The sequence below is a fragment of the Erwinia sp. BNK-24-b genome (genome assembly GCF_047456155.1).
Taxonomy (GTDB): Bacteria; Pseudomonadota; Gammaproteobacteria; order Enterobacterales; family Enterobacteriaceae; genus Erwinia; species Erwinia phyllosphaerae.
The window spans coordinates 2042885-2063008 of record NZ_CP179901.1; the positions used below are offsets into that span (position 1 = coordinate 2042885).

19 protein-coding genes and 1 pseudogene are annotated in these 20124 nt (G+C 54.3%); 13 read left to right on the forward strand and 7 right to left on the reverse strand.

Annotation, left to right across the window (positions count from 1 at the left end; all coding sequences use genetic code 11):
* Nucleotides 1-7 precede the first annotated feature (7 nt).
* Nucleotides 8-511 carry a thiol peroxidase gene (tpx, locus tag ACMGGR_RS09135; RefSeq protein WP_246759617.1) on the reverse strand — a complete coding sequence of 168 codons (504 nt, stop codon included), beginning with the start codon at nucleotides 509-511 and terminating at the stop codon, nucleotides 8-10.
* A 157-nt stretch (nucleotides 512-668) separates the two neighbouring features.
* Between tpx and ycjG the strand changes: the two genes are divergently transcribed.
* The gene (ycjG, locus tag ACMGGR_RS09140) at nucleotides 669-1649 is read left to right on the forward strand and encodes an L-Ala-D/L-Glu epimerase (RefSeq protein WP_414148695.1); all 981 of its coding nucleotides are present in this window, start codon (nucleotides 669-671) and stop codon (nucleotides 1647-1649) included.
* Here the strand turns inward: ycjG and mpaA are convergent.
* Nucleotides 1632-2339 carry a murein tripeptide amidase MpaA gene (gene mpaA / locus ACMGGR_RS09145; RefSeq protein ID WP_414148696.1) on the reverse strand — a complete coding sequence of 236 codons (708 nt, stop codon included), beginning with the start codon at nucleotides 2337-2339 and terminating at the stop codon, nucleotides 1632-1634. The two genes, ycjG and mpaA, sit on opposite strands and share 18 nt — an antisense overlap.
* 167 nt (nucleotides 2340-2506) lie before the next feature.
* On the opposite strand from mpaA, the gene ACMGGR_RS09150 reads away from it, so the two are divergent.
* From ACMGGR_RS09150 to licT, 3 genes are all read left to right on the forward strand, one after another.
* Nucleotides 2507-4126, forward strand: a complete 1620-nt coding sequence (locus tag ACMGGR_RS09150; RefSeq protein ID WP_414148697.1) for a peptide ABC transporter substrate-binding protein — start codon at nucleotides 2507-2509, stop codon at nucleotides 4124-4126.
* Nucleotides 4127-4271: 145 nt separating this feature from the next.
* Complete coding sequence (locus ACMGGR_RS09155; RefSeq protein ID WP_246759613.1) at nucleotides 4272-4601, forward strand: hypothetical protein; 330 nt, start codon at nucleotides 4272-4274, stop codon at nucleotides 4599-4601.
* Between the two features lie 162 nt (nucleotides 4602-4763).
* Entirely contained in the window at nucleotides 4764-5627 is an 864-nt protein-coding gene (gene licT, locus ACMGGR_RS09160; RefSeq protein WP_414148698.1) for a BglG family transcription antiterminator LicT, read from the forward strand.
* Between the two features lie 360 nt (nucleotides 5628-5987).
* Here licT and ACMGGR_RS09165 read toward each other — a convergent pair.
* Together ACMGGR_RS09165 and bglF are read right to left on the reverse strand one after the other, a co-directional pair.
* Nucleotides 5988-7391, reverse strand: a pseudogene (locus ACMGGR_RS09165) (glycoside hydrolase family 1 protein).
* Between the two features lie 19 nt (nucleotides 7392-7410).
* The gene (bglF, locus tag ACMGGR_RS09170; RefSeq protein WP_414148699.1) at nucleotides 7411-9288 is read right to left on the reverse strand and encodes a PTS beta-glucoside transporter subunit IIABC; all 1878 of its coding nucleotides are present in this window, start codon (nucleotides 9286-9288) and stop codon (nucleotides 7411-7413) included.
* A 314-nt stretch (nucleotides 9289-9602) separates the two neighbouring features.
* Between bglF and zntB the strand changes: the two genes are divergently transcribed.
* The 4 genes from zntB to dbpA all read left to right on the forward strand — a co-directional run bounded on the left by zntB (nucleotide 9603) and on the right by dbpA (nucleotide 13576).
* A complete protein-coding gene (zntB, locus tag ACMGGR_RS09175) occupies nucleotides 9603-10586 on the forward strand; it encodes a zinc transporter ZntB (RefSeq protein ID WP_246759608.1) in 984 nt (327 codons plus the stop codon).
* A 236-nt stretch (nucleotides 10587-10822) separates the two neighbouring features.
* Entirely contained in the window at nucleotides 10823-11035 is a 213-nt protein-coding gene (locus ACMGGR_RS09180; RefSeq protein WP_246759606.1) for a hypothetical protein, read from the forward strand.
* Between the two features lie 143 nt (nucleotides 11036-11178).
* Entirely contained in the window at nucleotides 11179-12072 is an 894-nt protein-coding gene (gene ttcA, locus ACMGGR_RS09185) for a tRNA 2-thiocytidine(32) synthetase TtcA (protein ID WP_246759605.1), read from the forward strand.
* Between the two features lie 124 nt (nucleotides 12073-12196).
* Nucleotides 12197-13576, forward strand: coding sequence for an ATP-dependent RNA helicase DbpA (dbpA, locus tag ACMGGR_RS09190; RefSeq protein ID WP_414148700.1), 1380 nt, complete (start codon nucleotides 12197-12199; stop codon nucleotides 13574-13576).
* 51 nt (nucleotides 13577-13627) lie between these two features.
* Here dbpA and ACMGGR_RS09195 read toward each other — a convergent pair whose 3' ends face one another.
* Nucleotides 13628-13912 carry a putative quinol monooxygenase gene (locus tag ACMGGR_RS09195; protein ID WP_414148701.1) on the reverse strand — a complete coding sequence of 95 codons (285 nt, stop codon included), beginning with the start codon at nucleotides 13910-13912 and terminating at the stop codon, nucleotides 13628-13630.
* A 316-nt stretch (nucleotides 13913-14228) separates the two neighbouring features.
* Here ACMGGR_RS09195 and ACMGGR_RS09200 point away from each other — a divergent pair, with 316 nt between their 5' ends.
* Complete coding sequence (locus tag ACMGGR_RS09200) at nucleotides 14229-14498, forward strand: DUF333 domain-containing protein (RefSeq protein WP_246759602.1); 270 nt, start codon at nucleotides 14229-14231, stop codon at nucleotides 14496-14498.
* A gap of 152 nt (nucleotides 14499-14650) precedes the next feature.
* On the opposite strand, the gene ACMGGR_RS09205 is transcribed toward ACMGGR_RS09200, so the two are convergent.
* Nucleotides 14651-15643, reverse strand: a complete 993-nt coding sequence (locus ACMGGR_RS09205) for a 2-hydroxyacid dehydrogenase (RefSeq protein WP_414148702.1) — start codon at nucleotides 15641-15643, stop codon at nucleotides 14651-14653.
* A gap of 181 nt (nucleotides 15644-15824) precedes the next feature.
* Between ACMGGR_RS09205 and ACMGGR_RS09210 the strand changes: the two genes are divergently transcribed.
* Nucleotides 15825-18440, forward strand: coding sequence for a YdbH family protein (locus ACMGGR_RS09210; protein WP_414148703.1), 2616 nt, complete (start codon nucleotides 15825-15827; stop codon nucleotides 18438-18440).
* On the forward strand, nucleotides 18437-18628 hold the full coding sequence (locus ACMGGR_RS09215; RefSeq protein ID WP_246759599.1) for a YnbE family lipoprotein: 192 nt from the start codon (nucleotides 18437-18439) through the stop codon (nucleotides 18626-18628). The genes ACMGGR_RS09210 and ACMGGR_RS09215 overlap by 4 nt, the downstream gene beginning before the upstream one ends.
* A gap of 85 nt (nucleotides 18629-18713) precedes the next feature.
* On the opposite strand, the gene ACMGGR_RS09220 is transcribed toward ACMGGR_RS09215, so the two are convergent.
* A complete protein-coding gene (locus ACMGGR_RS09220; RefSeq protein WP_414148704.1) occupies nucleotides 18714-19319 on the reverse strand; it encodes an FMN-dependent NADH-azoreductase in 606 nt (201 codons plus the stop codon).
* A gap of 296 nt (nucleotides 19320-19615) precedes the next feature.
* On the opposite strand from ACMGGR_RS09220, the gene ACMGGR_RS09225 reads away from it, so the two are divergent.
* The gene (locus ACMGGR_RS09225; RefSeq protein WP_414148937.1) at nucleotides 19616-19795 is read left to right on the forward strand and encodes a DUF1133 family protein; all 180 of its coding nucleotides are present in this window, start codon (nucleotides 19616-19618) and stop codon (nucleotides 19793-19795) included.
* A complete protein-coding gene (locus ACMGGR_RS09230; RefSeq protein ID WP_414148705.1) occupies nucleotides 19785-20117 on the forward strand; it encodes a DUF1133 family protein in 333 nt (110 codons plus the stop codon). The genes ACMGGR_RS09225 and ACMGGR_RS09230 overlap by 11 nt, the downstream gene beginning before the upstream one ends.
* Nucleotides 20118-20124: the final 7 nt, after the last annotated feature.

Consider the following 20124-nt stretch of genomic DNA (forward strand, 5'->3'; position numbering starts at 1 on the left):
TTAAAAATTACTTCAGCGCGGCTAATGCACTGTCATAGTCTGGCTCGGTAGCAATCTCATCCACCAGCTGGCTGTAGAGAACCTTATCGTGCTCGTCCAGCACGACCACCGCGCGGGCAGTCAGGCCTTTTAACGCGCCTTCGCTAATGCCCACACCGTAATCCTCTTTAAATTCATCGCCGCGCAGCGTGGACAGCGTGATCACATTGCTTAGCCCGTCTGAACCGCAAAAGCGTGACTGGGCAAAAGGCAGATCGGAAGAGATACAGAGTACCACCGCGTTATCAATTTCACCCGCCAGCTGGTTGAACTTGCGCACCGATGCGGCGCAGACGCCGGTATCCACACTCGGGAAAATATTCAGCACCTTGCGCTTGCCCGCAAAGTGAGAGAGCGCAACATCAGAAAAATCTTTGGCAACCAGTGAAAACGGCTTTGCCGTCTCGCCTGGCGTCGGCAGCTGGCCCGTTACGGCAACAGGGTTGCCCTGGAAATGTACGGTCTGAGTCATAATCTTTCCTTATAAGCGCAGTAAACATTGTCTTGAGTGTAAGACATGGCGCTAAACTCCAACAGATAAAAGCGCAACATTTCGCGCTTTATTGTGTGTCCCACATGGAATGACTATGGTGTTGGGTAAAGATGTTCTCTGCCAAAAGGAACCGCTAATGAGAAGAGTTAAGGTCTGGCCGGAAAGCTGGCCGTTACGCACCTCTTTTATTATCGCTCGCGGTGAGCGAAATGAGGCGGGCGTGGTGGTGGTTGAGGTGGAAGAAGAGGGCATTAAAGGCGTGGGCGAATGTACCCCTTATCCGCGCTATGGCGAAACGGCTGCATCGGTGCAGGCGCAAATTGCCGGACTGATTAGCGAACTGGAGCAGGGAATGACGCGGGAACAGCTACAGCAGGCCCTGCCGGCAGGCGCTGCGCGTAACGCTATCGACTCGGCATTATGGGATCTTCAGGCTCGCAGGCAGCAAAGCGATTTATGGCAGCTTACCGCAATGGCTCAGCCGGATACGATTGAAATGGCGCAGACGATAAGCCTGGAAGCGCCAGAAGTGATGGCAAGCAGCGCGCTGGCGCTGTGGCAGAATGGTGCAAGATTGCTCAAAATCAAGATGGACAACTCGCTGATTACCGAGCGGCTGGTGGCGATACGTGCTGCCGTGCCGCAAGCGGTGCTGGTGGTAGATGCCAACGAATCCTGGCATAGCGAGGGGCTTGCGGCACGCTGTCAGCTGCTGGCGGATTTAGGCGTCGTGATGCTGGAGCAGCCGCTGCCTGCTGACGATGACGCCATGCTGGAAAACTTTATCCATCCGTTACCGATCTGCGCGGACGAAAGCTGCCATACGCGAGCAACGCTGCCCGCGCTGGCGGGACGCTACGAGATGATCAACATCAAGCTGGATAAGACAGGCGGCCTGACCGAGGCGCTGGCGCTGGCGGCGGCGGCAAAAGAGGCCGGGCTGGAAGTGATGCTGGGCTGCATGCTTTGCACCTCCAGGGCTATCCGCGCCGCGTTGCCGTTGGTTAACCTGTCGCGCTTTGTCGATCTGGATGGTCCAACCTGGCTGGCTGGCGACGCGGAGCCAGCACTGCCTTTTTGCTGCGGCGGGATCAGGCTGTCAAATGCCGTGGCTTAGCAAGGCCACCAGCGCATCCAGATATTTTTCGCTGGCCTCGTCGGCTGAAACGGGCGGTAGTTCTGTGGTAATCACCGGCAAATTCAGGTCAGCGCACCAGCTGCCAAAAGAGCCGGGCGTAGCGTAACCAACCGAGGTGACCAGCGGCAAAGCCATTCTGGCCGCCAGCCAGTGGCCCAGCGGGCTGGCATGCGGATCTTCAATACAGGCCAGCGGTTCATGGAAACTGATAACCCAGGCGGGCTTGAGCTGGTGAACCAGCGCGCACAGCGCCTGCGTTTCCGGCTCGGAACCGGCGCTTTCTCCCGCCGACAGCGCCACGTCCCGCTCCTCCGCCACGCTGTTCCAGCGGTAGACCGTTTCGCCTGCGCGCCAGTTCGCGGCTGGAAAGTTACGGTTTAGATCGACGCCCCGCGCATTTGAACGCAAGCCAAGCTGGCAGCCATCCGGGTTAACGGCCAGCACTACATGGTGACGGCGATGCATATCCTGCAATGTTCGCATCGCACATGAAAGCGTAATAACGGCGGCCGTTTCGTCACCGTGCGTGCCTGCCAGAATCAGTCCGCTTTCCTCGTCTGCCTGTGGCGCGGGAAACCACAACAGGGGCGCGCCCAATACACTACTGCCATAACGCTGAAAGGGCGCATTCAGTTTGCCGCGCTGCGGGCGTGGATGATTTTGAGGCATGGTGACTCCGTTCTGTTTCGCCAAAACCTTTTTATAGCAGAGGAAAGCGCAGGAAAGAGAATTAATGCTCAATCTTGATCGCATAAGAGCCGGAAAATGCTGTAGTAATGGCAATAATTTGCGTTAGAGTTCACAGATATTTTCACTGCTCCGATCGAGGTATCCTGATGAGGACTGCTTTTCGTTGTACGCTGACGCTGCTGGCACTGGCCGTTAGCGCTTCTCTGTATGCTGCTGACGTACCGCCCGGCACCGCGCTGGCCGACCGTCAGGAAATTGTCCGGCATATTAAAGATGAACCCGCCTCGCTCGATCCGGCAAAAGCCGTCGGCCTGCCGGAGATACAGGTAATCCGCGATCTTTTCGAAGGGCTAACCAATCAGGATGCTCAGGGCCGTATCGTGCCGGGCGTCGCGACGCAGTGGCAGACAACGGATAATAAAACCTGGATTTTTACGCTGCGTAAGGATGCTCGCTGGTCTAACGGTGATGCCGTCACGGCCCGCGATTTTGTGTATAGCTGGCGACGTCTGGTCGATCCGCATACCGCTTCTACCTTCGCCTGGTTTGCCGAGCTTGCGGGTATCAGTAATGCGGCGGCCATCACTAAGGGAGAGATGCCGGCCGATAAGCTTGGCGTAACCGCGCTGGATGACTATCGCTTAAAAGTCACGCTGGACAAACCCGTGCCCTATTTTGTTAGCCTGACGGCAAATTTCAGCCTCTATCCCGTGTCCGGGAAAGCTATTGCTAAATGGGGTAGTGCCTGGACGCAGCCGGGAAATCTGGTGGGCAACGGTGCCTATAAATTGCAGGATCGCGTTGTTAACGAAAAGCTGGTGCTGGTGCGTAATGAAAGCTACTGGGACAATGCGCACAGCGTCATTAATAAAGTTACCTTCTTACCGATTAATGAAGAGTCGAGCGCCACCAAGCGCTATCGCGCTGGTGATATTGATATCACCGAATCCTTTCCCAAAAACATGTACGGCCTGCTGAAAAAGCAAATCCCGAATGAGGTCTATACGCCGGATCAGCTGGGCACTTATTACTATGCTTTCAACACGCAAAAAGGCCCGACGGCAGATGTCCGCGTACGTCAGGCGCTGTCGTGGAGCATCGATCGGCGAATCATCGCTGAAAAGGTGCTGGGCACGGGTGAAAAACCTGCCTGGCATTTCACTGCCGATGTGACCGCTGGCTTTAAGCCGACGCCTGGCCTTTTGCAGCAGCACAGCCAGGCCGAACTGAACGAGCAGGCCAAAGCGCTGCTGGCGGCCGCGGGCTATGGGCCCACGCATCCGCTTAATTTGACGCTGCTGTATAACAGCTCGGAAAACAACCAGAAGATCGCCATTGCCGTGGCCTCTATGTGGAAAAAGAATCTGGGCGTTAGCGTAAAATTGCAAAATCAGGAATGGAAAACCTACATCGACAGCCGCAACAGCGGCAACTTTGACGTTATCCGTGCCTCATGGGTGGGTGACTATAACGAACCGTCCACCTTTTTAAGCCTGCTGACTTCCAGCCACAGCGGCAATATCCCGCGCTTCAAGGATGCGGCCTATGATGACCTGCTGCAGCAGGCCAGCCGCGAAACAAACAGCGAAGCCCGCAATCAGGACTACAATCGCGCCGAGCAAATTCTTGCCGATAAAGCGCCAATCGCGCCCATCTATCAGCTTTCCAATGGGCGACTGATTAAGCCGTGGGTAAAAGGCTATCCGATTACTAATCCGGAAGATGTCGCCTATAGCCGAACGTTGTATATCGTCAGGCATAACTGAAAGAGGGCGGGAAGAGAAAGTTGCAGCCTTCCAGGGAGGACGGCTAACGTGCAATAAACCAGCAATTAGTGCCGATGCTTTGCGCATCGTTATTTATCTGGTGGCGGATAATGACCACCAGAGACTTCTCGTTATCAGGTGCGTTATGGTTAAAATCGGAGTAGTGCTGTCTGTTTTACTGCTTTTATCCGGCTGTGCGTTAAAGCAGTATCCTTCCTCGCCACCGGTCAGCGAGGTGCAGAAAACCACGCTGGACTGTCCGGCCATTGAGAAAGAGATTGCCAGCCAGCAGCAGGTACAGAGCCAGATAGACAAAACCGGGCAGTTTGACGGGCTGACCGTATTGGGCTTTATCGGCGATTTCGGTATCGGTAACGGCGTGGCAAAAAGCCTTGCGCAGAAGCATGCCGACAAACGCATGAATGAGCTAAAAGCGCTGGAAAAAACGAAGTGTCCAACGCTGCTGCATAGCTGATTTCATTACAAATTTCGAGACATCTCACACTTCTTTGCGTAGAGCCTTGAGCTGTCCCCGCAATAGATTAAGGTAGCGTCTGGATTGCTACTGCTTCTTTGCAGGCAAAACCCGATCGCCGGAGCTTTCCGCGATCGGGTTTTTTTATTTGCGGGCCATAAGATGAAAATCAGCAAAATAGTCAATAATAACGTGGCGATCGTGCATGACGATCGAGGAAAAGAACAGGTAGTTATGGGGCGTGGTCTGGCGTTCCATAAACGCGTCGGTGATGTGCTTGATGCCGCTCAGGTTGAAAAAGTCTTTGCCTTGCAGGACAACACCCTGACGGGCAGGCTGGGCGAGTTGCTGCAGGAAATCCCCGTGGAGGTTATCGCGGTCAGCGAAGCCATTATCGCACTGGCCCGAACCTCGCTGACCAATCAGCTACATGAAAGCCTGGTGATTGGCCTGACCGATCATATTAATTTTGCGCTACAGCGCCAGCGGGAACAGATGCCCTTGCGTAACGTACTGCGCTGGGAGATCCGCTCGCTCTATCCTCAGGAATATGCCATCGGGCTGAAGGCGCTGGAGATCGTCGCACAACAGCTTAGCGTGCGTCTGGAAGAAGATGAGGCCGGGTTTATTGCCCTGCACCTGGTTAACGCGCAGCTGCACAGCGATATGCCAGAAGTTCTGTATATTACCCGCTTTATGCAGCAGATCCTGGATATCGTAAAATATCAGCTGAAAATCGAGTATCAGCCTGATTCGCTGAGCTATAACCGTTTTGTCACCCACCTGAAGTTCTTCGCCCAGCGCATGCTGGGAAAAAAGGGCGTTGCCAGCGATGACCGCTCACTGCATGACCTGGTGCGCAGCCGCTATCCACAGGCCTATCGCTGCGTAGAAAAGATCGACCGGCACGTCGTCAAGCATTACGCCTATACGTTGGGGACGGAGGAGCGCATGTTTTTGACTATCCATATAGAGCGCGTCAGAAAAGAGGCGCTGGCGCTGGAGGAGCAGGAAGACGAAGCCTGAGAGGCGCTGACACTGGAGGAGCGGGAAGATGAAGCCTGAGAAGGGCTGACGCTGGGGGAGCAGGAAGATAAAGCCTGAGAGGCGCTGGCGGACCAGAAAGATAAAGCCTGGGAGAGGCTGTAGGAGCAGGAAGACGAAGCTTGAGATGCACTGGCGGAGCGGGAAGATAAAGCCTGATGGCTGGCAGCCTGCGCTGAAAACCAGCAATATAGGGAGCCCGCGCTGAGAACCTGAGAACCATCAAGCTCCCGATCGTCAGTAAACGCTTTTTTACCCATGCTGTGTTGCCCTGCCAGGTTCTGAAGGCGAGCCGCATGCACTCGCCATTCCAGTACCAGTAACGCTTGCCTTAACGAATGTTTAGCCAGATTTTGCCTGTTTCAAACTGGCCCCCTGGGTTTTTATCACTTCCTGATACCACCAGAAGCTTTTTTTACGGCTGCGGGCAAGTGTACCCTGGCCTCGATCGTCGCGGTCGACGTAAATAAAGCCGTAGCGTTTGGAAAACTCCGCTTTAGAGGCGCTGACCAGATCGATCGGGCCCCAGCTGGTGTAGCCCCAGACCTCTACGCCATCTTCTATTGCCTCCCTGACCTGAACCAGATGGTCGTTGAGATAGGCGATACGATAGTCATCATTGATGGCACCATCCGCTTCTGGTTTATCTCTGGCACCCAGCCCGTTTTCGACAATAAACAGCGGCTTCTGGTAACGGTCATACAGCTCGTTCATCAATAGACGCAGACCTTGTGGATCGATCTGCCAGCCCCATTCAGACGCGGGAAGATGCGGGTTAGGCACCATATCCAGGATATTGGCGCGGGCCCGATCCGACGTTTTATCCGCCGTCGCGCAGCCGGTCATGTAATAACTGAATGAGATAAAGTCTACGGGCTGGCGCAGCTCGGCACGATCCTGTTCAGTGATGGCCAGCGTAATCCCTTGTTGCTTAAAGAAACGCGCCATATAGGCCGGATAAGCGCCGCGCACCTGAACATCGCCAAAGAACAGCCATTCGCGGTTCTTTTGCAGCGTCTCCAGCATATCTTCCGGCCGACAGGTCAGCGGATAAAGCAGGCCGCCTAACAGCATATTGCCAATTTTACCTTCGGGCACAATCTCGTGACAGGCCTTAACCGCGCGGGCGCTGGCGACCAGCTGATGGTGAATTGCCTAGTAGACGGCCTGCTTATTGCTCTCTTCCGGCAGGCCAACGCCGGTAAAAGGCGCATGCAGCGACATATTGATTTCATTAAACGTTAGCCAGTATTTCACCTTGTGCTGATAGCGCTGAAATACCGTGCGCGCATAGCGTTCAAAAAAGTCGATGGTCTGGCGATTGCCCCAGCCGCCATAATTTTTAACCAGCCCATAAGGCATTTCATAATGGGAAAGGGTGACCATTGGCGCAATATGGTATTTGGCCATTTCATCAAATAAGCGATCGTAAAAAGCCAGTCCCGCTTCGCAGGGCTGCGTTTCGTCGCCCTGAGGAAATATACGCGTCCAGGCGATAGAGATGCGCAAGACGGTAAAACCCATCTCCGCAAACAGCTTAATATCTTCCGGATAGCGATGATAAAAGTCGATAGCGACATCTTTAATATTGAAATCACCGGGCTGCCGCTCCACGCGTGCGCCAAAAATACCCTGTGGCTGAAGGTCGGAGGTAGAAACGCCTTTGCCATCCTCTTGCCAGGCACCTTCAACCTGGTTAGCGGCAACGGCGCCGCCCCAAAGGAAAGTCTGTGGGAATCTGTTCATAGCGGGTTCCTTGTAGAAGTTAAACAATCAGACTTATTAACGCCTTATTTTCTGAAACATATTCCTGCTCGCTGGCGGGCAGAACATCCAGATAATCATCGCTGTTGGTCACGATGACCGGCGTCGTCAGGTCATAACCGGCCTCGCGCAGGGCAGGAATATCAAACTCAATCAGCACATCGCCACAGCGTATCGCCTGCTCCTGTGTCACATGCGCGGTGAAATGTTTGCCGTTAAGCTGCACGGTATCCATCCCTACGTGGATCATGATTTCAATGCCGTTATCAGCAATAAGCCCAACCGCATGGCCGGTACGAAATATGGAGGCAACGGTGCCGTCCACGGGTGAGATCACGCGGCCTGATTCCGGAATAATAGCGATGCCTTTACCCAGCAGGCCGCTGGCAAACGTTTCATCCGCCACCTTTTCCAGCGGAATAACTTTGCCGCTCAGCGGGCTGTTTAACGTCAGCGTTTTTATTAGCGGGGCCTGCTCCGGCGTAGCGGCTTCTGCGCTTTTTGTTACCGGCGGCGTAGCCTGGTTCAAACCAAAAAAGTAAGAAGCGAGAGCGGCAAAAACCAGCGAAAACAGTGAGCCGCCCAGTACAGCAAAAACGGTCACGTCGATCCCGGTTTTAGGCACGCTTTGAAAAAGGGTGAAGATGCTGGCAAGGCCAAAGGAATAGGTGCTGGCGTGATAAAAACCGATAAGCGCGGCACCCAGCGCGCCACCGATACAGCCAAAGATAAAGGGGCGACGATGGGGCAGCGTCACGCCATAGACCGCCGGTTCCGTAATGCCAAAAATGCTGGCGCTGAAGGCGGAAGCCGCAATGCCTTTTAATCTGGCGTCCCGCGTGCGCAGCATAACGCCCAGCGTTGCGCCGCCCTGGCCCATTACCGCCGCAAGCAGCAGCGGCAGAATAGAATCCTGACCGTAAATACTGAGGTTATTAATCATCAGCGGCACCAGGCCCCAGTGCAGGCCAAAGATGACAAACACCTGCCAGAACCCGCCTAAAAACAAGCCTGCCACCAGCGGACTCAGGCCGAAAATCCACAGGTAGCCGTTTGCCAGCAGTTGGCTGAGCCAGGTGGCGACCGGGCCGATAACCAGAAAACTTAGCGGTACCACCACGGCCAGGCAAACCAGCGGCGTAATGAAATTACGGATGGCGCCAGGCATGCGTGGATTCATCCAGCGTTCAAGCAGGCTGGCAAGCCAGGCGGCAAGGATAATGGGAATGACTGACGAAGCGTAATTAATCAGAATGACCGGGACGCCGAAAAAATGCATTGAAGCCTGGCCAGCCTGCTCCTGGGTAAAAGCCTGTAACATGACCGGATGCACCAGCGCAGCGCCAATCGCCATTGAGACAAAAGGATTGCCGCCAAATTTTTTGCCCGCACAGTAGCCCAGCACTATCGGGAAGAAGTAAAACAGGGCATCGCTGGCGACAAACAAAATCTGATAGCTGCCGCTTTGCTCTTTTAAAAGGCCTGCAGCCAGCGACAGCGCCAGCAAACCTTTTAGTATGCCCGATGCGGCCATTACGCCGAGAAATGGCGTAAAAATACCGGAAACGATATCGATAAACCGGTTAAACAGCGGCTGCTTTGCTGCCGTCGCCGTCGATTGCTCGCCTTCGCTCAGGCCTCCTTCTGCCAGCAGTGCCTGGTAAACCTCCCCTACGTGGTTGCCAATCACAACCTGGTACTGGCCGCCGCTTTCCACGACAGTGATAACACCCGGGTTTTGCTTCAGTGCTTCGGTATCGGGCTTTGCCAGTGAGTTAAGCTTAAAGCGCAGACGGGTGGCGCAGTGCACCAGCGACTGAATATTTTCCTTGCCCCCAACGCCCTTGAGGATCTGTTGGGCCAATGGCTGATAGTTCATAAATTAGCTCCCTTAATGCCATCGTTGGCGAAAAGCCAAAAAAAACCTGAACCGCCTGCACCCGTAAAGGGATAAGCGGTTCAGGTTTTGCCTGTTTGAACAGTAACAATCCTGAATAGACAGACAGAAAATGACCTGATAGCGGCCAGATAACAAGAGAGGCTGCGCAGCAATTACGCGATTCGTGAACCTCATCGCAATTTTATTTGCAGAATGACATGCTTTTTAACGCGGCGGGACAGGATCGCTGTTTTGCAGCAGCAGCGGCTCAGGCTACACTGCATCGTATTGATTATGCTAATTGTGGAGCAGCTGTGGACGTTATAGCAGGCAAAGCCTTACAGGTATCGGATGCCATTATTTCCTGTCAGCTGGATGGAAAGGGCGGATTAATTCCGATTGATGACAAAGATGTGATCCATTGCGACAAGCCCTGCTGGCTGCATCTTAACTATACGCATCGCGAAAGCGCGGAGTGGCTGATCTCAACGCCACTGCTTCCGGATGCGGTACGTGATGCGTTGGGCGGCGACAGCATGCGCCCCAGAGTCAATCGGCTGGGCGACGGTACGATGATTACCTTGCGCAGCGTAAATCTGAACAGCGAATCGCGGCCGGATCAGCTGGTTGTTGTGCGCGTATTTATTAACGAAAAGCTGATTGTTTCAACGCGTCAGCGCAAGGTTTTCGCCATTGACGAGGTGTTAACCGACTTGCAAAACGGTAACGGGCCAACCAACGGCGGAAGCTGGCTGGTGGACGTGTGCGACGCGCTGACCGACCACACCAGCGAATTTATCGAAGAGCTGCATGATAAAATCATTGAGCTGGAAGATGCCGTCGTCGATCAGCAGGTGCCGCCAAGAGGCGAGCTGGCGTTAATCCGCAAACAGTTAATTATCATGCGGCGCTACATGGCACCGCAGCGCGACGTATTTTCACGTATCGCCAGCGAACGTCTGCCCTGGATGAGCGACGATGACCGCCGCCGCATGCAGGACATTTCAGACCGGCTGGGAAGAGGGCTGGACGATCTGGATGCCAGCGTAGCGCGAACGGCCGTGCTGGCGGACGAAATCAGTACGGTGATGGCGGAAGCGATGAACCGTCGCACCTATACCATGTCGCTGCTGGCGATGGTTTTCTTGCCAACCACCTTCCTGACCGGCCTGTTTGGCGTTAACCTGGGTGGCATTCCGGGCGGTAACTGGCATTACGGTTTTTCTACCTTCTGCTTTTTGTTAGTGGTACTGGTGCTGGGTGTTGCCTGGTGGTTGCGTCGACGTAAATGGCTGTAACTTATCACGACTCTGCGGCGATAAAGCGCGAAAAGGGCGCGCAAAGCTGATCGATATCAATAAAAATTGTCGATGGCTGGGGCAAACTCTCTTTCGCAGGTGAATGCAACGTCAAGCGATGGGCGTTGCGCTCCATATTGTCTTACTTCCTTTTTTGAATTACTGCATAGCATTTATAATTCATACAGGCCGGCGCAAGCCGGCTTTTTTTTATGCGTTTGCCAGCGCGGTGGGTGGTGCCTATGCTTAAAGTTCACCTTAAGTCTGAGGAGGAAGATATGTTGTTCAACAACGTAATGGATACACCTCTGGCGTCAGACCCGATGCCGACCGATCCGATTCCGACCGATCCCGTTCCCATTCCGGACCCGATTCCAACACCGCAGCCGATGCCCGATCCGCCGCCGGATGTGCCAGACCCGATTACCGATCCGCCACCGCACATGTAAAAAGTTGGCCGGTTGATGAAACCGGCCATTCCGTCCGCTTGCCGAATATTTCCACCTCTGTGAAAAACCCGTATAATCCGCGCCAGACCAATGCCCAACCAGGAATTCGCCTGAAGGTTCACCTTTTGGCTTAATAAGTATTTATGAATCAGACTGATACAAGAAAAGAGACGCTGGAGTTCAACAAGCTGCAAAAGCGGCTCAGAAGAAACGTCGGCAACGCCATCAGCGACTACAACATGATCGAAGAAAACGACGTGGTGATGGCCTGCATGAGCGGCGGCAAAGACTCCTTTGCCATGTTAGATATTCTGCTCGGTTTGCAGAAGGTCGCGCCGGTAAAATTTGAGGTGGTTGCCGTTAACCTCGACCAGAAGCAGCCTGGTTTCCCTGAACACATTCTGCCGGACTACTTTGAAAGCCTGAATATTCCTTATTACATCGTTGATAAGGACACCTATTCCGTAGTGAAGGAAAAAATTCCGGAAGGAAAAACTACCTGTGGGCTTTGTTCGCGGCTCCGTCGCGGCACGCTTTATTCCTTTGCGGAACGTATCGGCGCGACAAAAATCGCGCTGGGCCATCATCTGGACGATATCGTTGAGACGCTGTTTCTGAATATTTTCCACGGCGCGCGCATGAAGGCGATGCCGCCAAAACTGCGCTCTGACGATGGTCGCAACGTGGTTATCCGCCCGCTGGCTTACTGCCGCGAAAAGGATCTGATTGCTTACGCGGAACAGAAAGATTTCCCGATAATCCCGTGTAACCTGTGTGGATCCCAGGAGAATCTACAGCGTCAGTCAATCAAAGCGATGCTGTCAGAGTGGGATAAAAAAGAGCCGGGCCGCGTCGAAAGCGTCTTTAAATCGCTGCAAAACGTCAGCCCAAGCCAGCTTGCGGATCGTAACCTGTTCGATTTTGTTAATCTGCCGCTGGATCGTGAAGGGGAAAGAGAAGAGTACGCCTTTACCGAAGCCACCGTTTCTTCTACCAATATTGATAAGTCGATGTTTATCGACGTCACCAATATTTGAAGCAAAAGGGGAGTTGCGCTCCCCTTTGTTTACGATACAAACGCGCGGTTGACAGTAACGACCGTCCGCGCTTTTCTGTTACACTCAGCGTCAATCCTCCCTCCGGTTTTTCAGAGAGTAATTTGTGAGCGCTTTTTCAACCCTGACTTCCCTGCCAGCCAGCCAGATCGCTAATCTTAACGAGCTGGGCTACTACACTATGACTCCCATTCAGGCGGCGGCACTGCCCGCAATCCTGGAAGGGCGCGACGTTCGTGCGCAGGCAAAAACGGGCAGCGGCAAAACGGCTGCGTTCGGCCTTGGCGTAATGCACCGCATCGATGCCGCGCAGTTTGTCACCCAGTCGCTGGTGCTGTGTCCGACACGCGAGCTGGCCGATCAGGTGGCCAAAGAGCTGCGCCGCCTGGCGCGTTTTACGGCCAATATTAAAATTTTAACGCTGTGTGGCGGCCAGCCAATGGGTGCCCAGCGCGATTCGCTGGTACACGCCCCGCACATCGTTGTCGGTACGCCGGGCCGTATTCTTGACCATCTGAAGCGTGAGACGCTTAAGCTGGACGGTATTGCCACGCTGGTGCTGGATGAAGCCGACCGCATGCTGGAGATGGGCTTTCGCGATGATATCAATGCCATCATCAGCCACTGCCCGACAGCCCGGCAAACGCTGCTGTTTTCCGCCACCTGGCCACAGGATATCGCGCAGATCAGCCAGCGCATCCAGCGCGATCCGCTGAGCGTGGAAACGGACGTAGTCAGCGATCTGCCTTCAGTCGAACAAAAGTTTTATGAGGCCGGCGGGCGTCAAAAATTACCGGCGTTAATTGGCTTACTTAGTGAAAAGCAGCCCGCTTCCTGCGTGGTGTTCTGCAATACCAAACGTGAATGTGACGATATTGCGGGTGAGCTGAGCCATAAAAATATCAGCGCGCTGGCGCTGCATGGCGATCTGGAACAGCGCGATCGCGACCAGGTGCTGATTCGTTTTGCCAACGGCAGCTGTCGCGTGCTGGTGGCGACGGACGTTGCTGCTCGCGGGCTGGATATTAAAGCGCTGGAAATGGTGGTGAACTACCAGCTCTCTTACGATCCGGAAGTGCACGTACACCGTATTGGCCGCACGGCGCGTGCGGGCGCGGAAGGGACGGCCATCAGTCTGGTTGCGCCGGACGAGATGATCCGCGCACACGCGCTGGAAGATTTTTTGCAGCAAAAGCTGAGCTATCATAACGTAGCGGAGCTGACCGGCATCGCTGCGCGTCCGCTGCCGGCAGAAATGGTCACGCTGAGTCTCGACGGCGGCCGCAAGGCAAAAATCCGGCCCGGAGATATTTTAGGCGCATTGACGGGCGAAGCAGGGCTAAGCGGTGACGCTATCGGTAAAATTGATATTGGCCCGACCCAGGCCTATGTAGCTATCCGTCAGGAGAGCGCCCGACAGGTAATGAAACAGCTTCAGCAAGTGAAAATTAAAGGCAAAACCTGCCGTGTCAGATTGCTGAAGTAAGCCCACAGGCCGCGGGTAAACCTGAAACGCTTTGTCCGCGGCCTCGGTTTTTTAGAATTTATGCACTTCCGGCGGCTGCGCCAGCAACGGCTCGGCTTCTGCCATCAGCGTTTTAAAATGCGGTTGCTCGCCGTGAATCGCGACGGCGGCTGCATCTTTCCAGGTTTCATGGAATAAAAACACGTTGCCGTCCTCTACGCTGCGGTACAGATCGTAATGCACACAGCCTTCTTCCGCGCGAGCTGGCTTTACGCCTGCGTTTAGCACTTTTTTCAGATCGTCTGCTTTGCCTGCTCTGGCGGTAAATTTTGCCACGATGCGAATATTGTCGCTCATTCCTTTCTCCTTCGATTTATGTTGCCATTAATGATAAGACTTTATCGCCTGCGCCGATAAAAAGCAGGGGAAATATGTGCTGTTTAAAATCAGTGACGCCGTCACATTCAGGCAGGTTATTCTCAGTCAAGTCAGAGCATTACTGAAGTGACGCCGTAATAGTATCAGGCAGGAAAGTGAAGAAGTAACAAAATAAGACCAGCGGCTATTGCTATTTATCGTTTTAATTTTGGTAAATATTCGTGACGGCACTCGACCCTGGCCTGAACGTAGCTTATGCTGACCCACGCCCTATTACCTGTCCCGGAGTTTCCTGATGAGAGCAGCGACCTTTCTGTTTGTGGGTTGTACACTGCTGGCTGGCTGCAGCAGCAATACCGACAACGAACCGCCGCAACAGGCCACCAGCGCCCACGTTCAACCTAAAGTAGAGATGTCTGATTTGGCGGCCAGCGCCTGTTCAGGGGCCGGAGGGACGCTGGCGTTTTCACGCCAGCTGGATGGCAGTTCTGTCGGCATGTGCCAGTTGGCCAACGGCCGTCGCTGTGGCGAAAGCGCGCTGGCCAGCGGCAGCTGTATCCGCTAGCCGGTTAGGGCGTCGGCCGTCGGCAGCTGTATCCGCTAGCCGGTTAGGGCGTCGGGCGTCGACAGCTGTATCCGCTAGCCGGTTAGCTCATTGGCCGTTGGCAGCTGTATCCGCTAGCCGGTAAGCGCGTCGGCCGTCGGCAGCCGTATCTGCTAACCAGTAAGCTCGTTGGCGCAGGGCTCACCCTTTGCAAGCTGACTGAGGTTTTGTAACGTTGTCTCGGCGATGCTGGTTAACGCCTCCGCCGTCAGAAAAGCCTGATGACCGGTAAACAACACGTTGTGGCAGGCGGAAAGGCGGCGGAAAATATCGTCCTGAATAACGTCGTTAGATTTATCTTCAAAAAACAGGTCGCGTTCGTTTTCATAAACGTCCATGCCCAGCGAGCCAATTTTCTGCATTTTTAACGCATCGATGGCCGCCTGTGAATCAATCAGTCCGCCACGGCTGGTATTAATAATCATCACGCCATCTTTCATCTGCTGGAAGGCGGCCATGTTAAGCAAGTGGTGATTTTCAGGCGTTAACGGGCAATGCAGCGAAATAACGTCAGATTCTCTGAACAAGGTTTTAATATCAACATAGCTGGCGCCCAGCTCCAGAACCTGCGGGTTAGGGTAAGGATCGAAGGCGAGCAGCCGCATGCCAAAGCCTTTGAGGATCCGCAGCGTGGCAAGACCAATTTTACCGGTGCCGATAATCCCGGCTGTACGGCCATGCATATTAAAGCCGATTAGCCCTTCCAGCGAAAAATTGGCGTCGCGGGTTCGCTGATAAGCGCGATGGATGCGGCGATTCAGCGTCATCATCAGGCCAACGGCGTGTTCGGCTACGGCTTCGGGAGAATAGGCCGGTACGCGAACCACTTTGATCCCCAGCTCTTTCGCCGTCTCCAGGTCGACGTTATTAAAGCCTGCACAGCGCAGCACGATAAATTTAATGCCCAGCTCCGCCAGCTCTTTTAGCACTTCGCGACTGCCGTCATCATTAACGAAAATGCAAACGCCGTCGCAACCGGCCGCCGTCTTCGCCGTGCGTTCCGTCAGCAAAAAGTCGAAAAATTCCAGCTCATAGCCATAGCCTTCATTAACCTGTTCAAGGTACTTTCGGTCGTACTGTTTTGTACTGTATACCGCAAGCTTCATACCGTCTCTCCCGTGACTTTCAGATAACCTAAGCATAACAAGGATTAGTCCCGGAAGGTGAGCTAACAGTTTATCCCCGTGATATTTCCTTCGTGACAGAAGTTTTAAGGCTAAAATCTTTTCGCGGTGCGTTTTGCGTGCCATCATTCACGCTTATTTATCGAAGGAACGCACCGAGGATATGACCCGAGGCTGGAAGCTTTTCCTTATTGTGACGGCTGCCGCTGTGGTTTTGCTCGGCTCCACGCTGTTGACGCTGAGCTGGTGGCTGCCGCGCCTTGCCGGATTCTGGCTACCCGCCGCCACGACCATCAGGCTGGATGGCAATCCTCGCTGGCAGGCGGGTTCGCTCTATCTGCCCGGTATTCGCTACCGGCTGGGTGACTGCGAGCTGGCCACGGTGAAAGAGCTAAGCCTGGGACGTCAGGCCGGACGCTGGGCACTGGCGGCAAAGCGGGTACAGATAGACAGCGCCTGCTTTAGCCAGTTTCCCGCCAGCAGCAAGCAGCCCGCCGCGCCGCGCTCGCTGGCAGAATGGCAGGCCATGTTGCCGAAAGCGCGGGTCAGCATTGCGCAGCTTATCGTCACGCCCTGGCAGCAATGGTCCGGTTCTCTGCGGTTGGATCTCGATTCCCGGCAGCAGACGATAGCGTATCAGGGCGAAAGCATCGCTCTGCAAGGTACGCTTCGTGGGCAACAGCTGGCTATTCAGTCCCTCACTTTTAACGCGGCAAGCTTTACGCAGCCGGTCACCGTCACGGGCCAGCTGGTGCTGCCGAAAATTCCCGACGGTCTACCGGATAGCGGGACATTGAGCGCAGGCTTACGGTTACAAACTATCCCGGAGCCGCTTCAGGCCAGCCTGAGCTGGCAACAAAACGGCGGTACATTGACTATTAAACCGCAGGATGCAGAACCCTTAGTGAGTTTGCCCTGGCAGGTTACGCCGCAGCGCATCACTTTCAGTAATGGCCGCTGGCGCTGGCCTTATGCTGCACAACCCTTAGCGGGCGGGGTTACGCTAACCCTTGATAACTGGCAGCAGGGTATGGCGGCAACAACCGTCACGGGCCGCCTGAACGTGCTGACCCAGGGGCGCGGCGGCAAAGGTAACGTCGTGCTGTCGGTTGGGCCAGGTCATCTGGATGCCGCCAACAGCCGGCTGCCGTTTCGCCTGACGGGTGAAAGCAAGCTACAGCAGCTGCTCTTTTTCGCGGCTATTCCGGGTGAGCTACAGGGAGCGGTACTGGATCCTGTTTTGCGGCTGGAACCGGGCGCACTGCTGCGTATGCGTGGACGCCTGCTTTCCACGCTGGAAGTGGACGAGGCGCGCTGGCCGCTTTCCGGGCTGACCTTATCTTCAGAAGGTATCAACGGGCGGCTACAGGCCATCTTATCCGCCCACAATCCACAGATGGGGCAGTTTCGTCTGCATCTTGACGGCCGCGCCACCCGGTTCTGGCCGGATAAGGGGGAATGGCGGTGGCGCTACTGGGGCAACGGCGTGATGAAGCCGCTGGCGGCAAAGTGGGATGCTAAAGGCCAGGGATGCTGGCGCGACAGGCTGCTGGAGCTGACTTCATTATCGACCGGCTTTAACCAGATTAATTACGGCAACATTAACGTCCATACGCCGAGGCTGCTGCTTACCGCGCCGGTTCGCTGGCAGCGTGATAAAGGCCATCCTTCTTTTAGCGGCGAATTTAACCTTAATACCCAACGCACCGATTTCAGAAGCGGTGGTTATCTGCCGCCCGCCGCCTTAGCGCTCGCCATCACGGGCAGCGATCCCGCCGCTTTTCAGTTGAAAGGGAGCCTGGCGGCAAATCCTGTCGGACCGATAACGGTGCGCGGCCGCTGGGATGGGCAACGGTTGCGCGGACAGCTCTGGTGGCCTTCGCAGCCGCTGGATGTCTTTCAGTCACTGCTGAGCGATAAGCTGGAGATAAAAATTCGCGGCGGCACGCTGAGAGCGCAGGTGGCTTTTTCTGTTGCCAGCGGGCAAGGGCTTAGCGCCGGAGGCAACTGGGTGGTCAGCGACGGCAGCGTCCGGATGCCGGATAACGATATCAGCGGCATCGATTTTTCACTGCCGTTCCGGCTGCAAGAAAGCCAGTGGTATTTTGGAGCGAAAGGGCCGGTTTTACTGCGCGTTAAGCAGATAAAGAATCAGTTTTTACTGGAAGATCTTCGGGCTGATTTACAGGGCTACTACCCGTGGAGCCGGACGCAGCCATTGCGGTTAAGCAACGTCGGCGTAGCGGTTCTGGGCGGTGAAATAAGCCTGGTTAGCTTACAGATGCCGCAAACGGAAGCGGCTACGCTACGGCTGCGCAATATCAATATGAGCAAGCTGGTTACCGCGATCCAGCCTAAGAAAATTGCGCTGTCGGGCTCGGTTAACGGCGCACTGCCGCTGTGGCTGGAAAACTCGCCCTGGCTGGTCAAAGAGGGCTGGATAGCCAACAGCGGGCCGCTGACGCTGCGGCTGGATAAAGATTTTGCCGATGCGCTGGCAAAAGGCAACGTGGCCACGGGTGCGGCAATGTCCTGGTTACGCTATATGGAAATATCACGCAGCTGGGGAACGCTGAATATTGCCAGTAATGGCGAGATGGTTTTACAAGCTCAGGTCAACGGCCTCAGCCGCTTCAGCAACAGAAACCAGCGCGTATCGCTGAACTATACCCAGCAGGAAAATCTCTTTCAGCTCTGGCGCAGCTTGCGCTTTGGCGATAATTTGCAATCCTGGATTGAGCAAAACGACGCTCTGCCAACGCAAGGAAAAAAAGAATGAAAACAGGTCTGCCGATGCTGGCCGGCGTGCTGCTGCTCAGCGGCTGCGTACCGCGTATTGAAGTGGTTGCGCCAAAAGAGCCGATTACCATTGATATGAACGTTAAAATTGAGCACGAGATTAAGATTACGGCGGATAAGAATGTGCAGACGCTGCTGAAAGATAATCAGGATGCGGCGGGTCATTAACGCTGTTTCGATACTGGCGGGCTAAAAAAACGGCCCGCGTCAGTAAAGACGCGGGCCGAGAAATCATTATATGCTTGCGTGGCCGTTAAGCCGCAACCAGCTGCTTCAGCGCGGCTTTAGCATCGTCGGTTGCTTTGGTAGCGACTTCCGGACCGTAGGCGATGCCTTCAGCAAAGACAAACTGCACGTCGCTCATGCCCAGGAAGCCCAGGAACAGCTTCAGGTAAGGAGTCAGCAGGTCGCTTGGGGTATCTTTATGGATGCCGCCACGGCTGGAAATCACTACTACTTTCTTACCGGTGATCAAACCTTCCGGGCCTTTTTCGCTGTAGCGGAACGTGACGCCAGCGCGGGCAACCAGGTCGAAATAGTTTTTTAACTGGGTTGGGATATTGAAATTGTACATCGGCGCCGTAATAACAACGGTATCGACAGACTGAATTTCAGCAATCAGCTCGTCGGACAGCGCCAGCGCTTCCTGCTGACGTGGCGTAAGCGTAGCGTCTGAAGGACGCAGTGCGCCAACCAGCTCGCCGTCCAGCACTGGAACAGGATTTGCTGCCAGGTCGCGAACAATGATTTCGTCGCTGCCGTGCGCTGCTTTCCACTCTTCTACAAAGTGATCGGCCAGCTGGTTTGACTGCGAGTAACCGGCAAGGATACTGGATTTCAGTACTAGAACTTTGCTCATGATAATTTCCTGTATGTTATGCGGGGACGTTTCCGCTCAATGATTTACACTCTATGGGTAAACCCGCCGCAGAGATAGTGCAATATTCTGAAGCCCGTGTTCGAATTTACTGAACAAGCTTATCGTGATGTCATCAGAGCTAAGTGTTTGTCTGGGTTGGACAAGATTTTGTCCCGCATCTGAGTCATTCTCGCTGCAAACCTTTGGAAAGGCGAGAGGATTTTATGATTCACTCAATCGAAATCGGGAAAACTGGCAATCACGAGATACGCCTTCGCACACTGGAAAGTGTTTGAATCCAAAGCAAATTAAAAATGTGGGGACGCTGGGCTATGTACAGCGATATGCCTGAGGCAGTAAACATGTTTAAGCGTGTGCTGGCCAGCGGTAAGGTGACACAGGAAGATTTAAAAAGGGCATCGATAAGCTCCGCAAGTCTGGTTGTAACAACAAAGAACTTGAGGCTTGGATTTTGAACTATACCAAGAGAGTCGCCAAAACCGACTTGTATTCTGTACGGATCAAGAGGGAGCGCGTATGGATCGGGTGATCAGCGAGACTTTACGCAAGTCACCTGGTTTGCTTAATGTAGTTAAGCAGCGGTATCAGGGGCGTGGTACAAGCAAATCTGAACTGGCCCGTGAACTCAATGAGGTGCGGCCTGAATGGTCATTCAAAACCTGCCAGCGCAGAATCGATTTATGGCTCAGTACGGCTGAGTTCTCGTTATACCTTCCCATGAACGATGCATTTAAGCTCTTTCCCGACAGATTTTATCCGACAGATACGCTCAACTAAATAACTG